Origin of the sequence: Marinicauda sp. Alg238-R41, from assembly GCF_947331485.1 — a bacterium.
Taxonomy (GTDB): domain Bacteria; phylum Pseudomonadota; class Alphaproteobacteria; order Caulobacterales; family Maricaulaceae; genus Marinicauda; species Marinicauda pacifica.
Map to the genome: position 1 here is coordinate 16,419 of NZ_CAMZOJ010000001.1, position 20,064 is coordinate 36,482.

Consider the following 20,064-nt stretch of genomic DNA (forward strand, 5'->3'; position numbering starts at 1 on the left):
GCCCGGGGCGGGGTATCCGTATCGCTTGGAGGTCCGACATGGCGCTGCCGCATATCCGGCGAAGCCTGCGACTGCAGCTCGTAGCCATTCTCGCAATCGCGCTTACGCCGCTGCTCACGCTCTCCATCATCCAGGGGGCGGTCGAATTCGAGGACGAGCGGCGCGAACACCTTCAGACCCTCGATGCGGCCAGCGCGATTGCCGCCGAGGAACTGGATTCCGCGCTCCAGCGCGCCCTCGGCATTTCCTCGGCCATCGAGGAAGGCGGATACGGCATCAGCCGGCCGCGCGCCGAATGCGATGAAGCGCTCGCGCGGATCGCCGACAACGATCCGGCCATTTCCAACATCACCCTGATCAACGCCTACGGCCAGATCGAATGTTCTGTCTTGCCGCCGCCGGAAGAGGGGGATGTCCCCGCGGATCGCGCGCTGTTCGAACGCCTGCGCAATGGCGATGAAACCGGCGTGAGCCGCGTCGTTTTCGGACCGATGTCCAAGCGCCCGATCCTGATTGCCGCCCGGCGCCGCGGAACCCCGGACAATTTTGCAGGCTATATCGGTATCGCGATCGATATCGACGCCGCCACGACTCGCCTGCAGGAGGACCTGCTTCCTGAGGGCGCGACGCTCGCGCTGTGGGATCCCGAGGGGATTTTCACGATCACGCAGGACGCCGAGCCGCTGCCTTTCGACCGTATCCCGGAACCCTATCTGAATGAGCTCGTCACCGCGGACGAGACACAGGTCGTGAACGATGCGCAATTTGCCGACGGCGCCCTGCTTCTCCTCTCGCCCCTGATCAACGGGCATGTCGGCACGCTCGTGGTCAGCCCGCGCGGACCGGCCTACTCGGTGTGGGCGGGGTTTGACCTGGTCGGTACCATCCTGATTCCGACCCTGATGTGGGCGCTGGCGATCGTCTGCGTCTGGATCGCGATCGACCGTTTCGTGCTGCGCTGGTTGACCTATCTGCGCCGCATCGCGCGCCTGTATGGCGACGGCCGTCTGGACATCGACCCCTCACGGGCCAAGCGCGCGCCGCTGGAGGTCGAGGAGCTGGCCGACACGCTAGCAAACATGGCCGCGTCGCTGCGTCGTCAGCACCAGGAGCTGGAAAGCGCATTGGAGCAACGCGGCGCGTTGCTGCGTGAAATTCACCACAGGGTGAAGAATAACCTCCAGGTCATCGTCTCTCTGCTGAACCTTCAGGCCGGCCGCCTGCCCGACGGGCCGGGCCGGGCCGCCCTCTACGAGGCGCGCCGGCGCATCAACGCGCTCGCTCTTGTGCACCGCAGCCTGTACGAGGCCGAAGACCTGCGCCGGGTGGAAATGCGCCCCTTCCTGCACGAATTGCTCAATTATGTTTCCGATGCCTCCCAGGCGAGCGAACAGACCGTCGCGGTCAAGGTGGATAGCACGGAAATCGAGATGGAGCCGGACTACGCCGTCCCGCTCGCCCTCTTCGTCACCGAAGCTGCCAACAATGCGTTCAAGCATGCCTTCGAGGACCGCACCTCCGGCGCCATCCTGGTCAGCCTGATCCACGACGAGGAAGATATGTTCGAGATCGCGGTGGAAGACGACGGCTCCGGCCTCGCCGAGGATGCGAGCGAAGGCACCGGCTCGACGCTGATGCAGGCTTTTGCCCAGCAATTGTCCGGTACGATCGTGCGCAGCCGGACCGAAGGCGGCGGCACCCGGGTCGCCATCCGGTTCGCCTACAAGGAGCTGGTCCTGGACGGCCATACGGCCGACTTCAAATAACGCGAACGATCGCGGAAGCCTGATGGTACGGGCGGTCGGACTCGAACCGACAAGGTTGTTACACCGGGGGATTTTGAGTAATCAAATTTTATATCTAAGTAACTGATATAAAACAGAAAAATTTAATGTGTTTTTGTGTATGTGTAAGAAACTGTGTCAGTTTGATGGGATTTCACACCCATTCTGACGTTATTTTCGCAGATTCTAGGCTGACCTAAAACCTTTAATAAGCGGCAAACAACAATTTGCCGGGCGATTCACCGGAAACAGAGCGTTCAAGGCGCCCTGCCCTCGGGTTATAAATGGCCTGGAGGCAGTCAAATGGCCCGCAAGACCCAAAAGGCGCGCCGCGAACCGGAGCACTACGTCTTCGCAATTGAGGAGCCGGAGACGACATATTCTTTCTCGATCAATCAGATCGACAGGATGCCCGGCCTGTTTTGGGAGTATCCCTCGCTCACCTTCACAGGACGATGCGTCTTTCCTGAAAGGCTGGTCGGCGAAACAATCACGGCCAGGCTGATCGGCTCCACAGAGCGGCTGGACGACTCAAGGCATGCCCCTGGTTGGAAGCCGCCGGGCATTGGAATGCTGGAGCTTTCAAAGCGGCGGGGAGACTTCTACGCCCATGTGCCTATGCATTCGTTCTGGGGTATGAGCGCGACGGTCACCGATCGTAAGAACCGCTTCCTGCTCCTGTACGGCCCCCGCCTCTATCGGGGACAATCCATGTGCACCTCAATGGAGATCACAAACCGGTTCGACCCTGAGGAGCTTTGATTGGTCGGTATCGATACGGGCATTCCCCCATTCGCCTCAGACCACCTCGATCCAGCTTCCTTCTCTTTAGCCAAGTCGCAGCTCAAACGGAGCGTTATAGCGCAACGCCGCCGCCGGGGCGGTATGGCGTTCTCCTCTTCGTTTCGATCCTGACGGATGCGCCCAAGCACGTTCGAGCATTTCCCCTAAGCATCGAAGGACCTGGATCGGCCGGGTTCTGACAAGCGAATGGAGAAAATCATGCCCAGCTATATCGACACCGCCTCACTTCTGGCTCTCAGCGAAAACGAACTGCTCGCTCTCTGGCGAACCATCGCCGATGAGATGGAATGGATGCCGGAAGGCTCGGAAGCCAGAGCAGAAGCCGAAGCGCTGATCGGTCGTATCCGCGCTGCGATCATCCGCAAACGGCAGATGAACAGGCCTAGCGGGCCCATATTTTAGTTTATATTTTGGCCGAAAGGCTCACCAAAGGTGAGCCTATTATGAGTTTTTTAAACCTGAAACCTTGATGGCAAGCCTCAGCTCTGCGGCACCAAAGGCAATGGCTCTCCTTGGAGCCCCCCTTCTACGAGAGTTCCGAGAAATTCGGAAAACGGCACAATGTTCTCATGCACGCTAGCTTGCTCCAGCGCTTCCATATATGCGGCACGCTTCTCGACAGGAATGACGGTCCAAGGATAACCGCCAGCGGCTAACATTGCGTTCATTAGAAAGCGGCCCATACGACCGTTTCCGTCCATATACGGATGGATATAAACGAGCACAAAATGCCCTAGAACCACGCGAACCGCTGGATCCTCTTCTTCTGAAAGCAACTCGAAGAATACCCCCATAGCGTCGGCCACGGCTCTGGGTGCCAAAGGGGTATGCATTGAATTACGGATAAAAACCCGCTCGCTTCGATAGCCTGCCAGATCGGCGGGCTTGATGATGCCCGCCACCACACTGGGACCGAATAGCTCTCGATACCAGGTGCCGTGATCTTCGTCGGCAACCTCACCGGGGTTTTCGTTTCCCAGAACCCGCTCAACACTATTTTTGACTTTTTGGAATGCCTGCCAGTAGCCCCGCGCTGCCAAAGCGTCTTGGTGATCACGATCTCGGGCGATCGCATCCGGATTCCAATCACCGCTTCTCACACGATCTATAAGCTCGGGGCTTACCCTATATCCTTCGATCGATAGAGAGTGATAGGCATCTGTGACGAAGGCATCCTCGACTTTTTCCAGATAAGCTTCGGCATTATTCGGCCTCCCAGGGGTCTGAGGAAAAGACGCAATGACATCGCCCCGGAGTTTCTGCCAAAGAAGCCGGATTCGTGTCGCGGCCGGTGAAACTTCGCGTTTCGGCAGTTCAATTTCCAGATTGGTCTCGAAGGGGTCTGTCTCCCGAACCGCATAACCGGCCGCCGCCATTCCTTTGAGGATATCGTCCGCGATGCGGGTGCGGCCGATATTACGGAAGGCTCCAGCCAAACGCCCTGCAACAACACTATGCCCGCCTTCAAGAAGGCGACTCAGAATCCCGGAAGCATCCCGGAATTGCGCAAGCATGACCCTCAGGTCTGTTGCTTTTTGAGTGAAAGTATCCGGCGAGGCTTCAACCAGAGCCGCTGCGGCGGCGTAGAGGCGCATACCGCCTTCCTCGACTATATTCTCCGGCTCGGGCAGTGCGATGCGCAGATCGTAAATCGACGTACCATGCAGGAGGTTGATTGGTTTGTTTCCACCTTTCGGCGCCCTTACCAGAAGCTGAGAGGGGACCGCCCAGTTTCCAGCGTGCAGGGATATTGAGGCTTCCGCCGTCAGGCACCATTGGTCACCATAGCGGGCATTGAGATAACGTGCAGCGAAATCCCAAAAAGACGCATACCAGGGTGTTGTATCGCCAGGTCGGTCATTGGGACTCCCGGCAATGTACCAACCGCGAATCACTTCAATAAGGAACCCGTTGTCGACCAGTCGCTCGCGATGAGTCCGGCTGAGCGCATCTGCACTCACAACGGTGCCATCTCGATCTTGAAGACCTTTAAGGGCTTCAAGGGAGCTAGCGAGTTTTTCCTGTGGTGTCGCCATAGCTGAAACTCCGGTTTTAGGGTTTAGTGTTGCACCATCTTTCGGAATTGGAGCTGCACGATTTTTCGGATTTAATGTTGTACCATTTTTCGGAATTAACGTCTAATGTTATTTAACCAATTGATTATAATGAGATATCAGTTCTACAAAGGCAACGATTTTGAGCTGATGCTCTGATAAAAACACGGAAAAAATTCCGATTTCCGAACATGTCGGCACATTCGGCTTTTTGATTGACAATGTCAGCTTCCTATGTAATCCTTCGATTATGGAGGATTAGCTATGACGGATGGTCCGCACAGAAGTTTGCCGCAAAGCCAGGCTTGGAAATGCACTGCTGAAGCGCTAGCGAAGCCCGCATTTACGCAAGAGGAAGCGAACGAGCGCGCCTGCAAAGCACTGCGTCAAGACTTCCGCCGTGATGACGGGCGCCGTTTGTTAAGGCTTGCCGCCAAATTGGTTCAGGATGGGCCTCAGCCTTCCTTATTCTCCGGAAAAGAACATCTAATTGAAGCCTTGCGTGACCGTGCCAGGCCAAACCAGTTGACCGAATGCTTCATTCGTCATTTTCGTCGCCAACCCACTATCGAACGCGCTTTAACCGCGACGCTAAAAGAGTCGATGGCCCCTAGCATGCGCGGCATAGAGGATCATTATCATCAAGCAATCGAGAAACGTGAGACCACGCCGCGTGCAGTAGATTTCCTTCAAAGCCGCTGCCGAACGGCGCAGCAGCAGATTGATTTCAAGGCAGAAGCGCGACGGTTACTTAAACCTGAACGCTCGAGCTCGCGCCGTGGCGATACGTCGATTGATCGGCTTAAGGAAGGTCCGGCCCTTCCATGAGTTCTCCAAAAATTCGAATTCCCAACGATCACAATGTTTTCATTGATGCTGCTCCGCCCAATGGATCGAAAGACGCATTGCACTGCCCTATTGGCCGTAAAGGCATCAAGTTCAATGCCGTAGCGCTCGCGTCATTCAATCTTACGAGCTGGGAGCCCGTATTGTATGACGCGATGCTGGTCGCAGCGTCAGTAGAGTTCTGCGACCATAGCTGTCGGCGACCAATTTATTGTTGGTCGCGCACGTTCGACGTCTCAATTCCGCTCCATGAACCCAGCCGATGGTCGGACCAGCCTGTGAAAACGGCACTTGAGCGTACCCTTCGATTTCTGACTGGGGATACCTGGCGTTTTCATTTCTCAAAGCTCGTGCCTGATATAGGCGCGCCAGATACCCTGAATTTCGCTCAGACCTACCCGCATGTGATGGCCTTTAGCGACGGCGTCGATTCAAAAAGCGTGGCAGGCCTTTATCCAAAGAACGATCTGGTCAAGGTCCGGGTCGGGGGTCCCGCGAAGGGCCGGCCCAAAGGCGAGCCTTTCTCAGCCATCCCTTTTGACGTCTCTGTCGATAATTCTCGCGAAAGCAGCGCTCGCTCTCGTGGCTTTAAGTTCTCAATGATCAGCGGGTTGGCTGCCTATCTCAGTAACAGTAAAAGCGTGATCGTACCGGAAAGCGGGCAAGGCGCATTGGGACCGGTACTCGCGGAGCTGGACCGGATTTATCCTGACTATCGCAATCACCCCGCTTTCTTCCGAAAAATGGAAATATTTCTAAAGGTGCTCCTTGGGCGCGACATCAGATATGAGCAGCCCCGCCTCTGGTCCACGAAAGGCGAAACGGTCAGCGCATATCTTCAAACTGATCAGGCCAACAAAGAGCGATTGCTGGAAACGCGCTCATGTTGGCAAACCCGTTTTAACGTGCGCTTGGACAAAAAGCTGAGGCAATGCGGTCTTTGTTCAGCCTGCCTTCTTCGCCGGCTAAGTTTTCACAGCGCTGGACTCGAAGAGGCACCCGGCACTTACGTCTGGGAAGACCTGAGACCCGATGCATACGGACTGGCAACGCCAGAGGGCATGCGGGCGACCAAGTCGATGGTCGAATATGGCATCGCCGGGGCGCAGCATCTCGATCAATTGGCCCGCGTGCATGAGTACGGCGATCTTACTGACAGTCTCTCTGGGCATGCTTGTGAAATTGCCATAGCCACCGGCTCGGCCGAAGGCGCGACGCGAAAAGCGATCGACAGCCTTCTTGAACACCACCACGCCGAGTGGACCAATTTCAAAAAAGACCTGGGCGATGCGTCGTTTGTTCGTGCCTGGGCGGGGGACACGCAATGAGCTTCAACGATATGAGTCCAATTGAACTTGGCCGACGATTAAGAACCGCGCGGGAAAGCGCCGGTTTGAAACAGGCTGAAGCTGCTGAGGCTATCGAAGTTGCCCGCACGACTCTTGTAGCCATCGAGAAAGGCGAACGCCGGATCAAGATTGATGAACTGCAAAAGCTGGCACATCGCTACGGCCTGTCAGCCAATAGGCTTCTTCGTCGCGAAGCTGTGCATGTGGATCTTGTACCCCGTTTCCGGCGGCTGAGCGAATCCAGTGATCCCGACGTCCTTGAAGCAGCGAAGCTTCTGAATGAACTCGTCGCTGCCGAAGTCGAGCTTGAAGATCTTCTAGGCGCGGGGCGCGAATACAATTACCCGCCTCAGAAGCCGCTTCGTTCAGGCAATGTGATCACCCAGGCAGAAGAAGACGCAGAAGCCCTGCGTAACGCCTTCGGCCTCGGGGCGGGCGCGATACCGGATATATTTAGCTTTATAGAGCTGACGCTCGGCATCCGCCTCTACCAACGTCACCTTCCGTCGAAGATATCCGGGTTGTTCACCTACGATCCGTCAGTTGGTGCCGCAATCCTGCTGAACGCATCGCATCCGATCGAACGACGCCGCCAGTCTGCGGCGCATGAAGTTGGGCATTTCGTTGCGACTCGGGATGCACCGGAGGTCCTTGACGACGATGAGCCCTATACGTCTCGTGAAGAGCGCTATGCCAACGCATTCGGACGTGCGTTGCTGACTCCACGTAAAGCAGTCGAAGGAAAATTCCGTGAACTGACGGCAGGCGAAGACCGGCTTTCGCGCCGGATCGTGATACTTTTGGCCGATGCTTTTGGCATTTCTCGCGAAGCAATGGTTCGCAGACTGGAGGAGCTTGGCCTGGTGCTCTCCGGAACGTGGGATTGGTTTCAATCCAACGGCGGCTTTAAACTTGCCGATGTTGAAAGGGTTCTCGGTCGAAAGACGTTAGGTGTTGATCAAGGTAAGGAAGAAGCAGCGAAGCCATTCTCGCCCAAGATTGGCCTGATGGCCTACCGCGTCTGGAAGAGAGAACTCATGACCGAGGGTCAACTCTCAGACTTACTTAAGGTTGATCGTGTGACGCTGCGCGAGCATCTCTACGAACTTCAAGATGAAGAGAGCGAGGCAGATGAGTTACCGAAGCTGCCTTGATAAATCAGATGCCCATCTCATTCTCGATACGAGCGCATTCATCAATCTGAGGGCCTCTGGAGAAGCGAGTCGCATTCTTCAGGCTCTGCCAAATCGCACTTTCATTACGAAAGAGGCGTCAGAGGAGCTCGATAACTCCAAAGCAAAACCAGGTGATCGGCAAACTCTTGAAGCCGAGCGGCAAGCCGGGCGGATCCAAATCCTAGAACTGACCTCTGACGAGCGCGAGCAGTTCGCTGAACTGATCAGCGCGCCCCACCGCCCTTTGGGGGATGGCGAAGCTGCTACCTTAGTAGTGGCACAGAAGCGCGGTGCGATAGCAGTGATTGATGAAAAGCGCGCACGGTCGATGATCGAAGAGAAGGCTGTGGCGAGTTCGGTTGATCTATTTTCTCATCATCTCGTCATTGCGGAAATTGGCATACAAGGACAAAGAGCGGCGGTTTACAGTGCTCTTCGGCACGCCAGAATGTCGGTGAGAGACGATCAGCGCCAGTGGTGTGTTGACCTAATCGGGAACGAACGGGCGGCAAAGTGCAACAGCCTTCCGCGGCATCGGGAATTTCTGCGCCAGATAGAAGAAAATTCGATCTCTGCTGATTTGCTGCGGCGATAACGCTCATAGTGAATTCTGCTTTCATGACGCTGCCGAATTCTATGCGCCCGAGGAGGAATTCCACCGATATGAAGATGGCAGCAAATAGAACGTCCAAAACAGGAAGAGGCCGCCTAAGCGGCGGCCTCTGAGCGCTCCTGCAAACCAGCGAGATAGTCGCTGGCCTTGGCCGCCTGCGCAGCGGCGGTGAAGATCGCTTTGCTGTCGGCCTTCAGGACGCGCAGCCAGTGATCGATATAGGCGGCGTGATCAGGTCTTGGATCAAGATTGATCCCAAGATCAGCGCATAGGAAGGATGCGCCAAGCTCGGCGACCAGCTCTTCAACGGCGTAGGCGTCATCGCCGAAGCGTTCGCCGAACTGGCGGTCGCAGCGCTTGGCGTGACCGGTCCAGTGGGTCAGCTCGTGAAGAAGCGTCGAGTAGTAGCTCTCGGTCGGCGTGCTGGTCTCAGAGCCCAGAAAGCGCTCAGGCTCAGGCAACTGAATGACATCATCGCTGGGTCGATAGAAGGCCTGATCTCCGCCATGGCGGATGACAGCACCGGTTCGAGTTACGAACCGCTCAGCAGCCTGCGAGCGCTGAACCGGATCAGAAACCGGTTCGACTGGCTCGGGGCGTTCATAGCCATCAACCTGATCGGCGTTAAATACCCAGGATGCGCGCGCGACGCGGCGCTTGGAGGTCTCATCGCCGGTATTCGGATCGGGCTCTTCGACTTCGAACTCTTTGTAGAAGACGATGAGCGATGATTTCTCGCCCTTGCGAACCTGGCAGCCTTTCTCCTGCCATTGGCGATAGGTGCCCCAGGAGCCAGTCGTGAATTCACGGGCTTGGGCGGAAGCCCAGAGCGATAGGATGTTGATGCCGCGATAGGCTTTGCCTGAGTGGATGTTGATCGGTCGGTTAAGGCCTTCGCCTGAGCGATGCCAGGGCATTTGCCATTCGCCTGCACCCTGCTCGATCGCCTCTACGATCGTATTGGTGATCTGCGAATAGATATCGGGTCGCTTTTGAGGATTCCTTTTCATGTTCGTCTCTCCGTGGTCCGGTTTCGGACGCGCGCCACCATGGGCGCGTCCATGGCTGCGAAGAGACGGGGGCAAGACGGCCGGTGCACCGCAGGCCGAAGCAAAGCGGAGGACGGATCTACAAGCTGGCTGTTTCTTGTTGCGCGAGGAGGCGAATAGCCGGGGAAGAAACCGTCAGCGATCCGTTGCACTTCAGGACGGCGCACCCGTTAGCAAACGCCATATCGAGGACGTGCCTTGGCTGGTGCGCATCAAACGAACCGTGCACCTGGAAGATAGACATGAAAGGCCAGGAACAAGAACTGAAGCGGGCCTATCCAGCTCACTTGATCCAGAGATGATCGGCGTCGCCGGCCGATCAAACGCCCTGCCGTGCGAACCTCATCACCGACGACGACCAATCAGGCGCTATCGCTCCAATCCCTGGTCTCTGCGCCGCTGGCGCTCAAGCTCCAGCTCGCGCTCGCGGGCTCTGCGCTTTTCTTCGGCAATCAGACGGTCTGCATATTCGCGGGTTTCGCGGGACTTCATCTCGCGTCTGGCATCAGCGATGGCGAAGCGATCCTTATCGGTTAGGCTGTCCCATTTGGGGCGCTCCATGCCTCGGGCTGCTTGTTGCAGCTGACGTTGGGCTACCAATCGCTCCGGGCGATCGTGCTTTTCGATCTCCTGCTTGCGCTCGGAGAGGTCTTCAAGGCGCTCTTGAGCTTTCTCCGCCGCGTCAGCAGATCGTTCCAGCTTGCGACGGCTGTATTCAGCCTTGCGCGCCTTGTCGGCTAGCTGAGGAAGTACGGTCAGGGCTTCCTTACGGGTTCGGCTGTGCCAGAGGTTTCCGATGGCCCAGCCCTTCATGCGGCCATATTCGGCGGGCCGGTTCTTCATCAGCCGGGCGGCTTTCGCCGGATTGCTGTTCTTCGCATGACAGGCCTCAAGAAAGGCCTCTTTTGCTTTTTGAGGATCGCGGTAGAGGGTCTCAAATCCGCCCGTCACGGCCTCATCAAGGCGTTTAAGGGCGCCTGCACGCTTGTCGTGCGCATAGAGGGTCTTTCGAGCCTCTGCGATATCACGGCGTATCGCGTTCAACTCGCCGTGGCGCTTATCGACTTGTCGAAGATGCCGAAGCGCCTCGTTAAGATCGGGCTTGGCTGAGCCGGCTTTTTGCGCGCTCGCCAGTTCAGGACGCTCGATCTGGGTATCGACTTCGCGACGCTCGCCCTCGAGCTGGCCTCGATCGGCGTTGCGCCGGCGCTTCTCGGCATTCACTTGAGCAGCGTCCAGCGGCTCACCTTCACGGCTCAGCGCCGTGACGACCGGTCCTTCATGGGTGGTTGCTTCCCGGTCGTCGCCCTGGGCATCAAGCGTGCGGTGGTCGATCCGCTCCGGGCGGTCGGCACGCTCCAAAGCCTGGTTCACGTGAGCCGCCCATGCTGAGCGCCAGGTCTCCAGCTGGCCGCGCGCGTTCCATTCGCGCGCCTTGCGACCGAAGCCTTCAGGTTCGAGTTCGCGCATGCTCAGCATGGCATGCGCATGGTGGTTTCGTTGATCGCCGGTTCGTTCCGGTAGATGGACTGCGAAATCAGCCACCATGCCTTTTGAGACGCATTCCTGTTTCAGGAATTCGCGCACGAGTTCGATGCGCTGTTCGTCATTGAGCTCGTGAGGAAGCGCCACGGTGAATTCCCTCGCCACCTGGGAATTGACCCGCGTCTCACTGGCCTCGGCAGCGTTCCATAAACGCTCGCGGTCGAGGACCCAGTCAGGGGCACCATCGGGGGCAAGGATTTCCGAATGGAGGACGCCGCCCTTCCGGGAATAATCGTGGGTGAGGCCGGTGCGATCGTCACCGAGTTCCTCGGCGGCTCGATAGGCCGCTGCGGCGACAGCGCTACGCCCTGTCGACCGCTTCACGATTGAGACCCGGAACGAATATATCGCCATGCGCCCCCTGACTGGTCGGGCCGCCGTGAAGCCTCGCGAAACGCCGGCCCGAGAGAGCCTTCTCGGCGACTGAGAGACGCACACAAACGGCCAGTTTGTATAAGTGCGCCATTAGTCTTTCTTATGGAAATTATACGCCATTTGTGATAGAATTAAGTTAATGGGGAAAATTGACGATGCACGGTAACGAAAACGATGACCGGATTCGTGCGCTGATGCAGCAGCGAACCCGCATCGAAGATGAAATACGCCGCCTGGATTCGCGACAAGCGGAGACCCGGCGCAAACGGGAATTACGGCGCAAGATCGTCGCCGGTGAAGCGGTGCTCGCTCATGCCGCGAAAGACGCCGACTTTGCGCGCATCCTCTACCGGATTTTGGACGCTTCCGTGGGCAAGCGCGACCGCGCGCTATTCGATCTGGACTCAGACCTACAGGCATCCTTTGACAGGGCGTCAGCGGACTACCGCAAGCCCCGGAACAAGCCCCCCGGACCGAGTGGCCGGCCGAAATAAGCTCATACATATGTATGAGCCAAAACCGGACAGAATTTTCCGCTGACCCGGACAAGCCGGGCTCAGCGGATTGACGGGACTATAGCCCGTCAAAAAGCGATGGCTGACGAAGTGAGGCCTCATAGGCTTTCCACTCAGGTGTGGATGACGCCTCTTCAAGCCAGCTCCGAATGAAGGCTTCAGGCCCGCCGGATTCGGCGATCAGATCGGGATGGCAGAAGTGCGAGCGATAGCCGGTCTCGGTGATCGGAATCCGGCCGTCCTTCGGCTCGATGCACCGCACCTCGAGATGCGAGGTACGCATTTCGTAATCGTCTCGGACAAAGCCAAGCCAGTCGGCTTCAAAGGTGACTGACAGGGTGCGCCCCTGCCAGTCGATGGTGAAGGTTTCGATGGATCGGTGTATCATGCAACCCTCCCATCGTGATCACTGAGGATCATGTCCTCGGTGACGCTCACGAAGAGCGGCGCAATGTTCACCTCGCCGTCGGCGTCGCTGAGCGCGATGATCGCTGAAGCTGGCTTTCCGTTCACGAAACAGGAAAACAGCGCGAAGTTGGCGTAACGGCCGGAGAGCAAGGCGACGAAGGCCGAGCGATGCTCGCGCTTGATGTTCGTGCTGGAGGTCATGACTGACCTCCCTGAGCACCTTTGGGCTCGATAGAGCGCATCACGAGGCGACCGTTCACCGGAAGCGCCTCCAGGGCGAGATTGAAGCCTTTGCCGTCCTTGTTGGACCAGGCTGCACCGATTTCGGTCCAGCGGGCGTTTTCGCCGTCGCCAGTGACGGTGAAGAGCCGATGGCTCGGACGAGCGTTGTTGGATTGATCAGACATGTTCTTCTCCTTTCGATATGGCCAGCGGACCATCCGCCGGCGTCATGGGGAGAAGAGCGACCGGACCTAATCAGTCGGGGATCAAACGCCTATAGCCCGCGCATGCGGGGGCGGAGCTGCACGAAGCGATACGCAGAAGAGCGAAGGAAGCGAGCCGCGTTGACCCGCGACGGGGCTGGTCGATAACCCCGTGACGTTAACGCCGGCGGAATAAGGGCCTAGAGCCCATCGGACGAGGGACGTGGATAGAAGATCACCAAATGAGCCGGACCAAGCCACAAACAGTTCTGTCACGCCTAAAATCCATACTTTTCTCTGCGGAGATTAAAAGCAGCCTCTCCGCCTTCCATAATTCGCTTTATGGCTTCTCGCGCGGCAGGGATGTCGATAGCCCCCTCGCCAGCAATTTTTCCACCCGACTGATCGCCAGCTTTGCGGTATTCGCACCAAGCGACCAGCTCAGCGTCGCCGTTCACAACTAGATTTGCATTATGACTGACAAAAATGATCTGACGACGCTTCTTGGCTGACCAGACCTGTTCAACCACCTCCTGCATCACAGGGTTATCAAGGTCTTCTTCCGGCTGATCGATCAGAAGCGGCGGTCCGGCTTGATTGAGTAGCGTGCGGAGCAATGCCGTCGCTTGTTGACCAGAGGAAGCGTTCGAAAAATTGATGTACTCCCCCTCGCGTGACCGATACTCGAAATGAGGCTCGCTCTCTATCTCGGTTAATGCCAACGACAGCCAATCCTCAGCTTCAAGCTTGCGGGCAACTTTCTCACAATCTCCCTTAGTTGCCCCGGCACTGGTCAGGAATTGGGTCTCCGGCATGTGGTCGGTTGACTCCGCATCAGGATCGAAATTGGCCAGATTCTCAAGGTCCTCAAGCGTTCCAAGCCATGCCCGATGTGGGTCTTCCGAATCAATTATGGCCTGCGCGATTTGTTCAATCTTGGTCGTGCGGAGGTTCGATCCACTCAATCTTTCCCGCAGGGCCGCAGCAAATTTCCCTGCATTGGAATATCTGTGAACGACGGCACGAATAGCGCCATCGGACCGCTCCGTAAGGGCATCGCACTGTTGCTGGATCAGCGCGTCTCGCTGCAGGCGGATCTCGTGAAGACGCTCCTGCTCCGTCTGATAGGTCTCTGCGGCTTTCTTATAGAATTTCAGTTCCTCTCGCAGACTTGAGAGTTCACGCTGAAGCCCTCCAACCTTGTCCTCTAGCCCTTTGAGTTGCTCCATGCGGTCTTTGTGGGCGGAGGAACGCTCCAATGCAGCGTTATAGGCTTCCCGGTAAGCGGACACCTTCCCCTCCCACTGAACCCACTGGCTCTCAGAGGCATCTGCGAGCGTCTGATCTATACGCGCCGATATTTCAGATAGAGCGGTATCGACCTCGGCAATCAACGAATTGTAATCAGCAAAAAGTGCGTCAATGAGTGTGCGCTCTGGAAATTCCTCGGGCAGGTCCAGAACTTCATCGCTTTCCCCAGGCCTTATCCCGTCGGCGAGCACGTTGACCCGCTCCTTCGTAGATTCAAGTCTCGATTTTCGGATCTCTATTGCCTGTTCGGCTCGATCAAAATGACGGCCCAATTCGAGCAGCCGCCTGTCGTCGTCAGACAGGCCTCCAAGTGATGCGCGAATCTGGTTTGCTTGTTCCTGGTAGGATCGAATTTCTAGCGCAAGCCGCTCAATATCCTTTTCGATTGTCTTCTGACGCTGACGGGTCGAAAAGCTCTTGCGAAGCTTTTCGGTCTGCTCGTCCATCTGGCGCTCCAGCTTGTCGAGCTCAGTTCGGATTGGCGCAGTAATGAAACGGGCCAGCTCATCCAAACGGACACTGACATTGCTGAGCTGTTTCTGGCTGTAAGCTTGAATTGGAAGAAGCGTGCGAACTTCGCTGTCAGTGCAAGGGCGAAGCTCATCATCACCAACCTTGATTTGCACGGAGCCATCCTTGCTGGCGCGCCGGACCTGATGGGGGACGCCATTCACCGTGAACGTCACGTCCACAGTCGCGCTAAAAGGCTTGAGTGTTCCATTGATCAAGCGAAGCCGTCTTGCCTGATAATCCGGCGCATCTTCCTCGCTTGCGGCCGGTGGCTGGTCACACAGCGCCCAGCGAAGATATTCGAGAATAGTAGATTTACCGGTGCCTCGTCCGCCGATCAGCGCATTATACTGCGGATTAAATGATAACTCCAAGGGACCAAGAAAAGCGCTGTTTTGAACACTTATTGAAGTGATGACAACAGAAGGGAGGCTTGGCTCGGCATCGGCGATACGCGACTCCTGAGCGAGACATGCCTGCCGAAGCGCCTCCGCCGTTGGGCTGGCCCACTTAACCCAAGACGAGTGCTTGCCAAGCTCGGCATGATCTTCGCGCCGACTGTCCGAGGTCTGAAAACAAGCAATGCGCTTGTTGCCCCATGCTTTATCTTTTCCCGATAAAATATTGAGTGAACCTTCTTTAAGGCCGCTTTTTGATCCATCAAGATATCCGCCTACAAACGGCATATCCTTATACTTTGGAGCCATTCCGGTTCGGAGAAGCGAGAATTTTCCTTCCCCGCTCACATTTGGAAGAATAATGTACCGATCCTTTAGCCAAGTATGCTCATCTAACTTAGCTTTTAATGTCTTTAGCGAGTCAATGTGGTCGAGGCGCTCGGTCTGTGCGGTCTTTTCGTCCGTGGTGGGGGCTGGGCTGATTGTCAGCGCGGTCAGTACTGCATCAAATCTATTGTCTTCAAAGTCGGCATCCAAAAGCATAATGGCTTGGCAGGGCACGGCCAGCGTAAGCTCAATGCCAGGAAAAATGACAATTTGCTCATGTTCCGGCAGCGGATTGCCTTCCGCGTCGGTCTCTTGTGCCGCTGCATCCCTGACGTAGCGCACGAAAACCATGTCGTGATGGTCCGTGATGGCGATCGCATCCAGACCCTTCTCGCGGCATCCGGCGATAAGACTGGCCGCATAATCGCGCCGTTCGTCATCTGTGACTCGCGCAGCGCCGGCCCATCGGCGGTCTCTTGGGCTGTGAACCTGGAAATCACAGCGATAATAATGCGCGCCTCTATCTGAGGTCGATAGAGGTTTATAGCTCATGCCATCCCCTCAACTATTGCCCGATCTTCATCTGACAGACCGTAGATTTCGTAAACTGCTTCATTCAGCGCAATTTCTCTGGCCCTGATGTCCCGATTGAGGCCGTCGATGTCGTTGCTCAAATCGTTGATCTGGGCGGACAGGTCGGCATTGCCGGTCATGGGCGTGGTGCGCAGTTTGTCGGCCAGAGTCTTGGCCTTGAATTTCTCGGTTATCGAGAGGGTGCGGGCAAGGTGTAGCCAGTAGGTCAGGATGTGCTGGCCGTCCGCGTCATTTACATACACGTTTTCAATGACAAGCACCCCGTCGACCAGGAAGCGCAGCTCCCCGTCATCATACCGGGCTTCAAGCTCTGAGGACGGGGATAGCCGGGCCTCAATGTGTTCAAGGCACTCTTCGAGTTTCAGCTTGCGTTGTTCCTTGGCCCATTTCGTCTTCTCGCGGGCCTGCATGTCATCCGGGGCTTCTGCCTTCCAGTGGTCTAGGGCCCCGACCTGCGGGAAGAGCCAGTCTTCGCTCCGCTTCTTCACGGCGCATGCAGAGTACCGCTTTTCAAGCGCTTTGAGCTTGTCCCGGCGCTTCGTGTGCAGATCCTGCAATGTCCTCGCCCGGTCGTCGATGTCCTGCTTCTGCGCGGCGCTGGCCTTCGGCATCGGAAGCGGAGCAATAAATTGTCTGTTAGCTTCAAAGAAGCCGTTATCCTTTGGCTTGGCAATGCGCCTGAATACCCAATTTACCAAATGAGAGTTCAAAATTCCCAGAAGGTAATAGAAATCTTGTTGGTGCGCCGGCAAAATTCCGTTGACGCGAACGTTGTCTAGGCAGTAATCACCGCCTTCATCTGGAGATACTCGCATTTCAGGAACAGTTTGCGCAACCATTAGCTTGGGCAATCCTTGTTTGTCGATGTTCTTTAGATAAATCCAACCCCACCACTTTTCATCATTATCTACCTCACCATTTCCTCTTGCCCGGAGCTCTTCTTCTACCGATTTTAGGTATTTCCACGCGTTCGGAAACCACTTCTTCATTTCAATTTCTGTAAAAAGAGAATAGTCCGCCCCCTTCACTCGATACGGAAAAAGTATGCGCTTTTCACCATCCGGAGAAACATACCGCTTTGCCTCTGTTCCTGAGACTAGTGGGCGCATTATTTTGTCCTCGACGGCCACTTCTATTGCTACGTCCTTGTCGGGCTCGTACAAATAAGTGTCATTACCGATGCGCTTTAGGTGATAGATTTTGTTTGCGTTCGTTTGGACACCTACAAATATCGTGCTCACTTTGGAGTCGTTGAGTGGCACACAGGCTTCTTGCAGCCTGCGGATGAGCTTGCGTTCATGGCCGGGGACAAAGACCCATGGCTCGGTTCTGGGCAATTGGTCGTACGGCATGCGCCAGTTCTGGTCGTCCCAGTCTGGCGTGTCGGACACAGCGCCATCATGGGCATAAACGAACCGCACTTCGTCTTTAGGGGTATTCGAATAGAATTGCAGGGCGGTATAGGTCGTTGCTGCCTCAAACACCTGATAGCTTCCGAAATCAATCCAACGGTCAAGATGCTTACCGTCATGGAGAAATTTACGCAGGCCCTCGCCATACTCGTTATAGCGCCAGAGGCTAGGGGCGATATAGCCCATGCGTCCCCGACTGTTAAGCAAGTGAATGGCCTTCTCAATGAAAGGCAGGAAAAGGTCGAAATTACTTTTCTGCGTACTCTGATAAACGGGCGTACCGTCCTCATTTTTGCCGTTGCGCAGGAAGTCAGCCATCTCCGCGTATTTCTTCCGGAAGTTTTGCAGCTTCACATACGGCGGATTGCCCACAATGCAATCAAAGCCGGGGCCGTCAGGATTCTTGTCGTCGAAGACTTTTGGGAAGGTCGCTTCCCAGTCGAAGACATTGATTTCTTCCTGTTTGTCGGCGGACAGGAGGGAGAGTTGCTTGAAGTTGCCAAACTCTGGCCCGATAAGGCTGTTGCCGTCCACGATGTTTTCATCCAGATCGCACAAGGCCTGATCCGGCTTGGCTGTATGCAGCCATAGGGCCAATTTCGTGATCTCTATAGATGACGGGTTGATGTCCACGCCGTAAATGTTGCGGGAAAGGATTTCGCGAATTTCTTGTTCCGTATTGGCCTCGAAAAGTTCCTCGCCCTGCCGGGTCACGCGACCGATTTCCGCAGTGACTTTCAGGCGCTCTTTTAGCAAGTATTCGAGAACGTGGATCAGAAATGCGCCCGACCCGCAGGCCGGATCACATACTTTAAAGTTATTTAATCGCTCTTTGTATGCCTTTACAGCGTCCACATGAGCGTTGAATTTCTGGCTCCGGCTTGATGGGGGTAGATTCTTTTGTTTGCGGACATACCCATCATCACCTTCGATCTCTATGCTCCAACCGAGTGCATCGCGAATCTCTTGCAAGCGGGTGCCGATGGTCTCTTCAACAATGTGCTGAACCACCCATTCCGGCGTATAATACACGCCGTCCCGCTTGCGCTTTTCGATCTCGGTTAAGGAAACGCGGCCTTCGGCCTCCGCCTCCATTGCCTCCAGTTCTGTGATGGATTGCTCGAAAATGCGGCCAAGAGTGTAAAGGGTGATAGCGTTTTCGCCCGTGCCGGACGTACCGAAATTGTACACGGCAGATAAATACAAAAGTGTGCGCGGATGCTGCTTGATCGTCTCCGCACTTTCACCTTGTAGCTTCTCACAGAAAACGTGATTAGGAATGAACAGCCCGTCCAGTTCCTTGTCCGCCTCAAACAGGCCGCCGTTGAAGCGGTTGATGCGCTTGTCCAGAAACTTCTCGCCCTGGTCCATCGCCCGGAAAAGTTCTTTCAATTTGTTCCAGACATCCTGAGCATTCGGATCGTACCAGTCCGCCTTGCTAAACTCTTTCAGGAAGTCGCGCAGCGCATTCGGCGGGAAACTCAAGGCCTCGCCCATGTCCTCGCAAAACAGCACAAAAATACAGCGGTCGATTAACTTCTGCGCTAGCCGGACAAGCCGCCCCCGTGTACCGTCGAAGTCATCGTTATATGCCACAAGCGCATTGTATACGCGCTCGCGATATGCTTTGTATTCCTTGTAGAAATCGTTCTCGATCTCCTTTTCGAGAACCCATTGCTTGTGTAACAGCTTTAAGAGCGGGCTATCGCCACCAGTCGTCAAGAGCATGTCCGAATGGAACAGCTTCATGAACAGGAAGCGCTGGAATGATGCCTCTTCCGTTTGCGCTAGAAGCGAAACAACGTCATCGCCGGTTGTCGTGCGGATGACAAAGCGCTGATACTGTGAGGGCATGCGGTTGCGCCAATACAAGCGAAACTCGTTCATGTCCGTGACAATGCCCCATGTCGGCTGTATCGCTTCGTTGCCGTAAAGCTCTTTTCCAGCCTCGCGCAGGTAATCCCCACACTGCTTTACGGGAGAGCGGGTATTGCCCTTGCGGTTTTGACGGGCATCCAGATTCGAGCGGATATCCTTAAACTCGCACAAAACCTGTGGGATCGGCGGGATGTTATCTTCTTCACGGCCAAACCAGCCCAGCGCAAGATCAGCCTCCCCAGAGCCGCCAGACTGCCCTGCGCCGGCTACCCGGAATTTTGGATAACAAGTGAAACCTTCTCCAGCCTTTGTCTCGCCATTAGCGTAATACCCCCATACGCCTTTAAAAAAGCTGTCGAGAAAAGCGCCCTCCTCCTGTGTCTCTGTTAGGTTTTGCGCTCTATTCTGCCAATTGATCAATGTCGTGATAAGAGATTTTTCCGCCTCGGACCCTTTAAACATAGCGTACTCGTCTGCGAGAGCCGCATGCAGATAAGAATCAGAGAAAAGAGGTTGATATGTTTTGGTCATCTTAGCCTTTAGGATTGGTTATTCTTGGCGATTCATTGATCTAAAAATATATTACACGATGGGCAACATATTGAAAGTGAGAAATAATAACCATCGATATAGAATATATGCACAATAAAGACTAATTTCTATATCGACATCGGATCAATAGTTATATTTCA

16 protein-coding genes are annotated in these 20,064 nt (G+C 55.7%); 8 read left to right on the forward strand and 8 right to left on the reverse strand.

Annotated features, from left to right (window positions below; genetic code table 11):
* Positions 1-38: 38 nt before the first annotated feature.
* From PGP17_RS00085 to PGP17_RS00095, 3 genes are all read left to right on the forward strand, one after another.
* Complete coding sequence (locus tag PGP17_RS00085; RefSeq protein WP_270373640.1) at positions 39-1,766, forward strand: sensor histidine kinase; 1,728 nt, start codon at positions 39-41, stop codon at positions 1,764-1,766.
* A 321-nt stretch (positions 1,767-2,087) separates the two neighbouring features.
* Positions 2,088-2,546 (forward strand): hypothetical protein, encoded by a 459-nt coding sequence (locus tag PGP17_RS00090; RefSeq protein ID WP_270373641.1) that lies wholly within the window; start codon positions 2,088-2,090, stop codon positions 2,544-2,546.
* A gap of 240 nt (positions 2,547-2,786) precedes the next feature.
* Positions 2,787-2,990 carry a hypothetical protein gene (locus PGP17_RS00095; RefSeq protein ID WP_270373642.1) on the forward strand — a complete coding sequence of 68 codons (204 nt, stop codon included), beginning with the start codon at positions 2,787-2,789 and terminating at the stop codon, positions 2,988-2,990.
* 77 nt (positions 2,991-3,067) lie between these two features.
* Here PGP17_RS00095 and PGP17_RS00100 read toward each other — a convergent pair whose 3' ends face one another.
* Complete coding sequence (locus PGP17_RS00100; protein WP_270373643.1) at positions 3,068-4,624, reverse strand: Fic family protein; 1,557 nt, start codon at positions 4,622-4,624, stop codon at positions 3,068-3,070.
* 282 nt (positions 4,625-4,906) lie between these two features.
* On the opposite strand from PGP17_RS00100, the gene PGP17_RS00105 reads away from it, so the two are divergent.
* Genes PGP17_RS00105 through PGP17_RS00120 form a run of 4 tightly spaced genes read left to right on the forward strand, consistent with a single transcriptional unit; the run spans position 4,907 to position 8,607 of the window.
* Complete coding sequence (locus PGP17_RS00105; RefSeq protein WP_270373644.1) at positions 4,907-5,470, forward strand: hypothetical protein; 564 nt, start codon at positions 4,907-4,909, stop codon at positions 5,468-5,470.
* Complete coding sequence (locus tag PGP17_RS00110) at positions 5,467-6,816, forward strand: 7-cyano-7-deazaguanine synthase (RefSeq protein ID WP_270373645.1); 1,350 nt, start codon at positions 5,467-5,469, stop codon at positions 6,814-6,816. The genes PGP17_RS00105 and PGP17_RS00110 overlap by 4 nt, the downstream gene beginning before the upstream one ends.
* Complete coding sequence (locus tag PGP17_RS00115; protein WP_270373646.1) at positions 6,813-7,991, forward strand: XRE family transcriptional regulator; 1,179 nt, start codon at positions 6,813-6,815, stop codon at positions 7,989-7,991. Before PGP17_RS00110 ends, PGP17_RS00115 begins: the two co-directional genes overlap by 4 nt.
* Positions 7,969-8,607, forward strand: coding sequence for a hypothetical protein (locus PGP17_RS00120; RefSeq protein WP_270373647.1), 639 nt, complete (start codon positions 7,969-7,971; stop codon positions 8,605-8,607). The genes PGP17_RS00115 and PGP17_RS00120 overlap by 23 nt, the downstream gene beginning before the upstream one ends.
* A 113-nt stretch (positions 8,608-8,720) precedes the next feature.
* On the opposite strand, the gene PGP17_RS00125 is transcribed toward PGP17_RS00120, so the two are convergent.
* Together PGP17_RS00125 and mobQ are read right to left on the reverse strand one after the other, a co-directional pair.
* Entirely contained in the window at positions 8,721-9,635 is a 915-nt protein-coding gene (locus PGP17_RS00125) for an ArdC family protein (protein ID WP_270373648.1), read from the reverse strand.
* A gap of 408 nt (positions 9,636-10,043) precedes the next feature.
* Positions 10,044-11,573 (reverse strand): MobQ family relaxase, encoded by a 1,530-nt coding sequence (gene mobQ / locus PGP17_RS00130; protein WP_333485396.1) that lies wholly within the window; start codon positions 11,571-11,573, stop codon positions 10,044-10,046.
* 176 nt (positions 11,574-11,749) lie between these two features.
* On the opposite strand from mobQ, the gene PGP17_RS00135 reads away from it, so the two are divergent.
* Positions 11,750-12,088 carry a hypothetical protein gene (locus PGP17_RS00135; protein WP_270373650.1) on the forward strand — a complete coding sequence of 113 codons (339 nt, stop codon included), beginning with the start codon at positions 11,750-11,752 and terminating at the stop codon, positions 12,086-12,088.
* Positions 12,089-12,167: 79 nt separating this feature from the next.
* On the opposite strand, the gene PGP17_RS00140 is transcribed toward PGP17_RS00135, so the two are convergent.
* The 5 genes from PGP17_RS00140 to PGP17_RS00160 form a co-directional block, all read right to left on the reverse strand.
* Positions 12,168-12,497, reverse strand: a complete 330-nt coding sequence (locus tag PGP17_RS00140; protein ID WP_270373651.1) for a hypothetical protein — start codon at positions 12,495-12,497, stop codon at positions 12,168-12,170.
* Entirely contained in the window at positions 12,494-12,718 is a 225-nt protein-coding gene (locus tag PGP17_RS00145) for a hypothetical protein (RefSeq protein WP_270373652.1), read from the reverse strand. Before PGP17_RS00145 ends, PGP17_RS00140 begins: the two co-directional genes overlap by 4 nt.
* Entirely contained in the window at positions 12,715-12,924 is a 210-nt protein-coding gene (locus tag PGP17_RS00150) for a hypothetical protein (protein WP_270373653.1), read from the reverse strand. The genes PGP17_RS00145 and PGP17_RS00150 overlap by 4 nt, the downstream gene beginning before the upstream one ends.
* A 296-nt stretch (positions 12,925-13,220) precedes the next feature.
* The gene (locus PGP17_RS00155; RefSeq protein ID WP_270373654.1) at positions 13,221-16,040 is read right to left on the reverse strand and encodes a TrlF family AAA-like ATPase; all 2,820 of its coding nucleotides are present in this window, start codon (positions 16,038-16,040) and stop codon (positions 13,221-13,223) included.
* Positions 16,037-19,903 carry an Eco57I restriction-modification methylase domain-containing protein gene (locus PGP17_RS00160; RefSeq protein WP_270373655.1) on the reverse strand — a complete coding sequence of 1,289 codons (3,867 nt, stop codon included), beginning with the start codon at positions 19,901-19,903 and terminating at the stop codon, positions 16,037-16,039. Before PGP17_RS00160 ends, PGP17_RS00155 begins: the two co-directional genes overlap by 4 nt.
* Between the last annotated feature and the right edge of the window lie 161 nt (positions 19,904-20,064).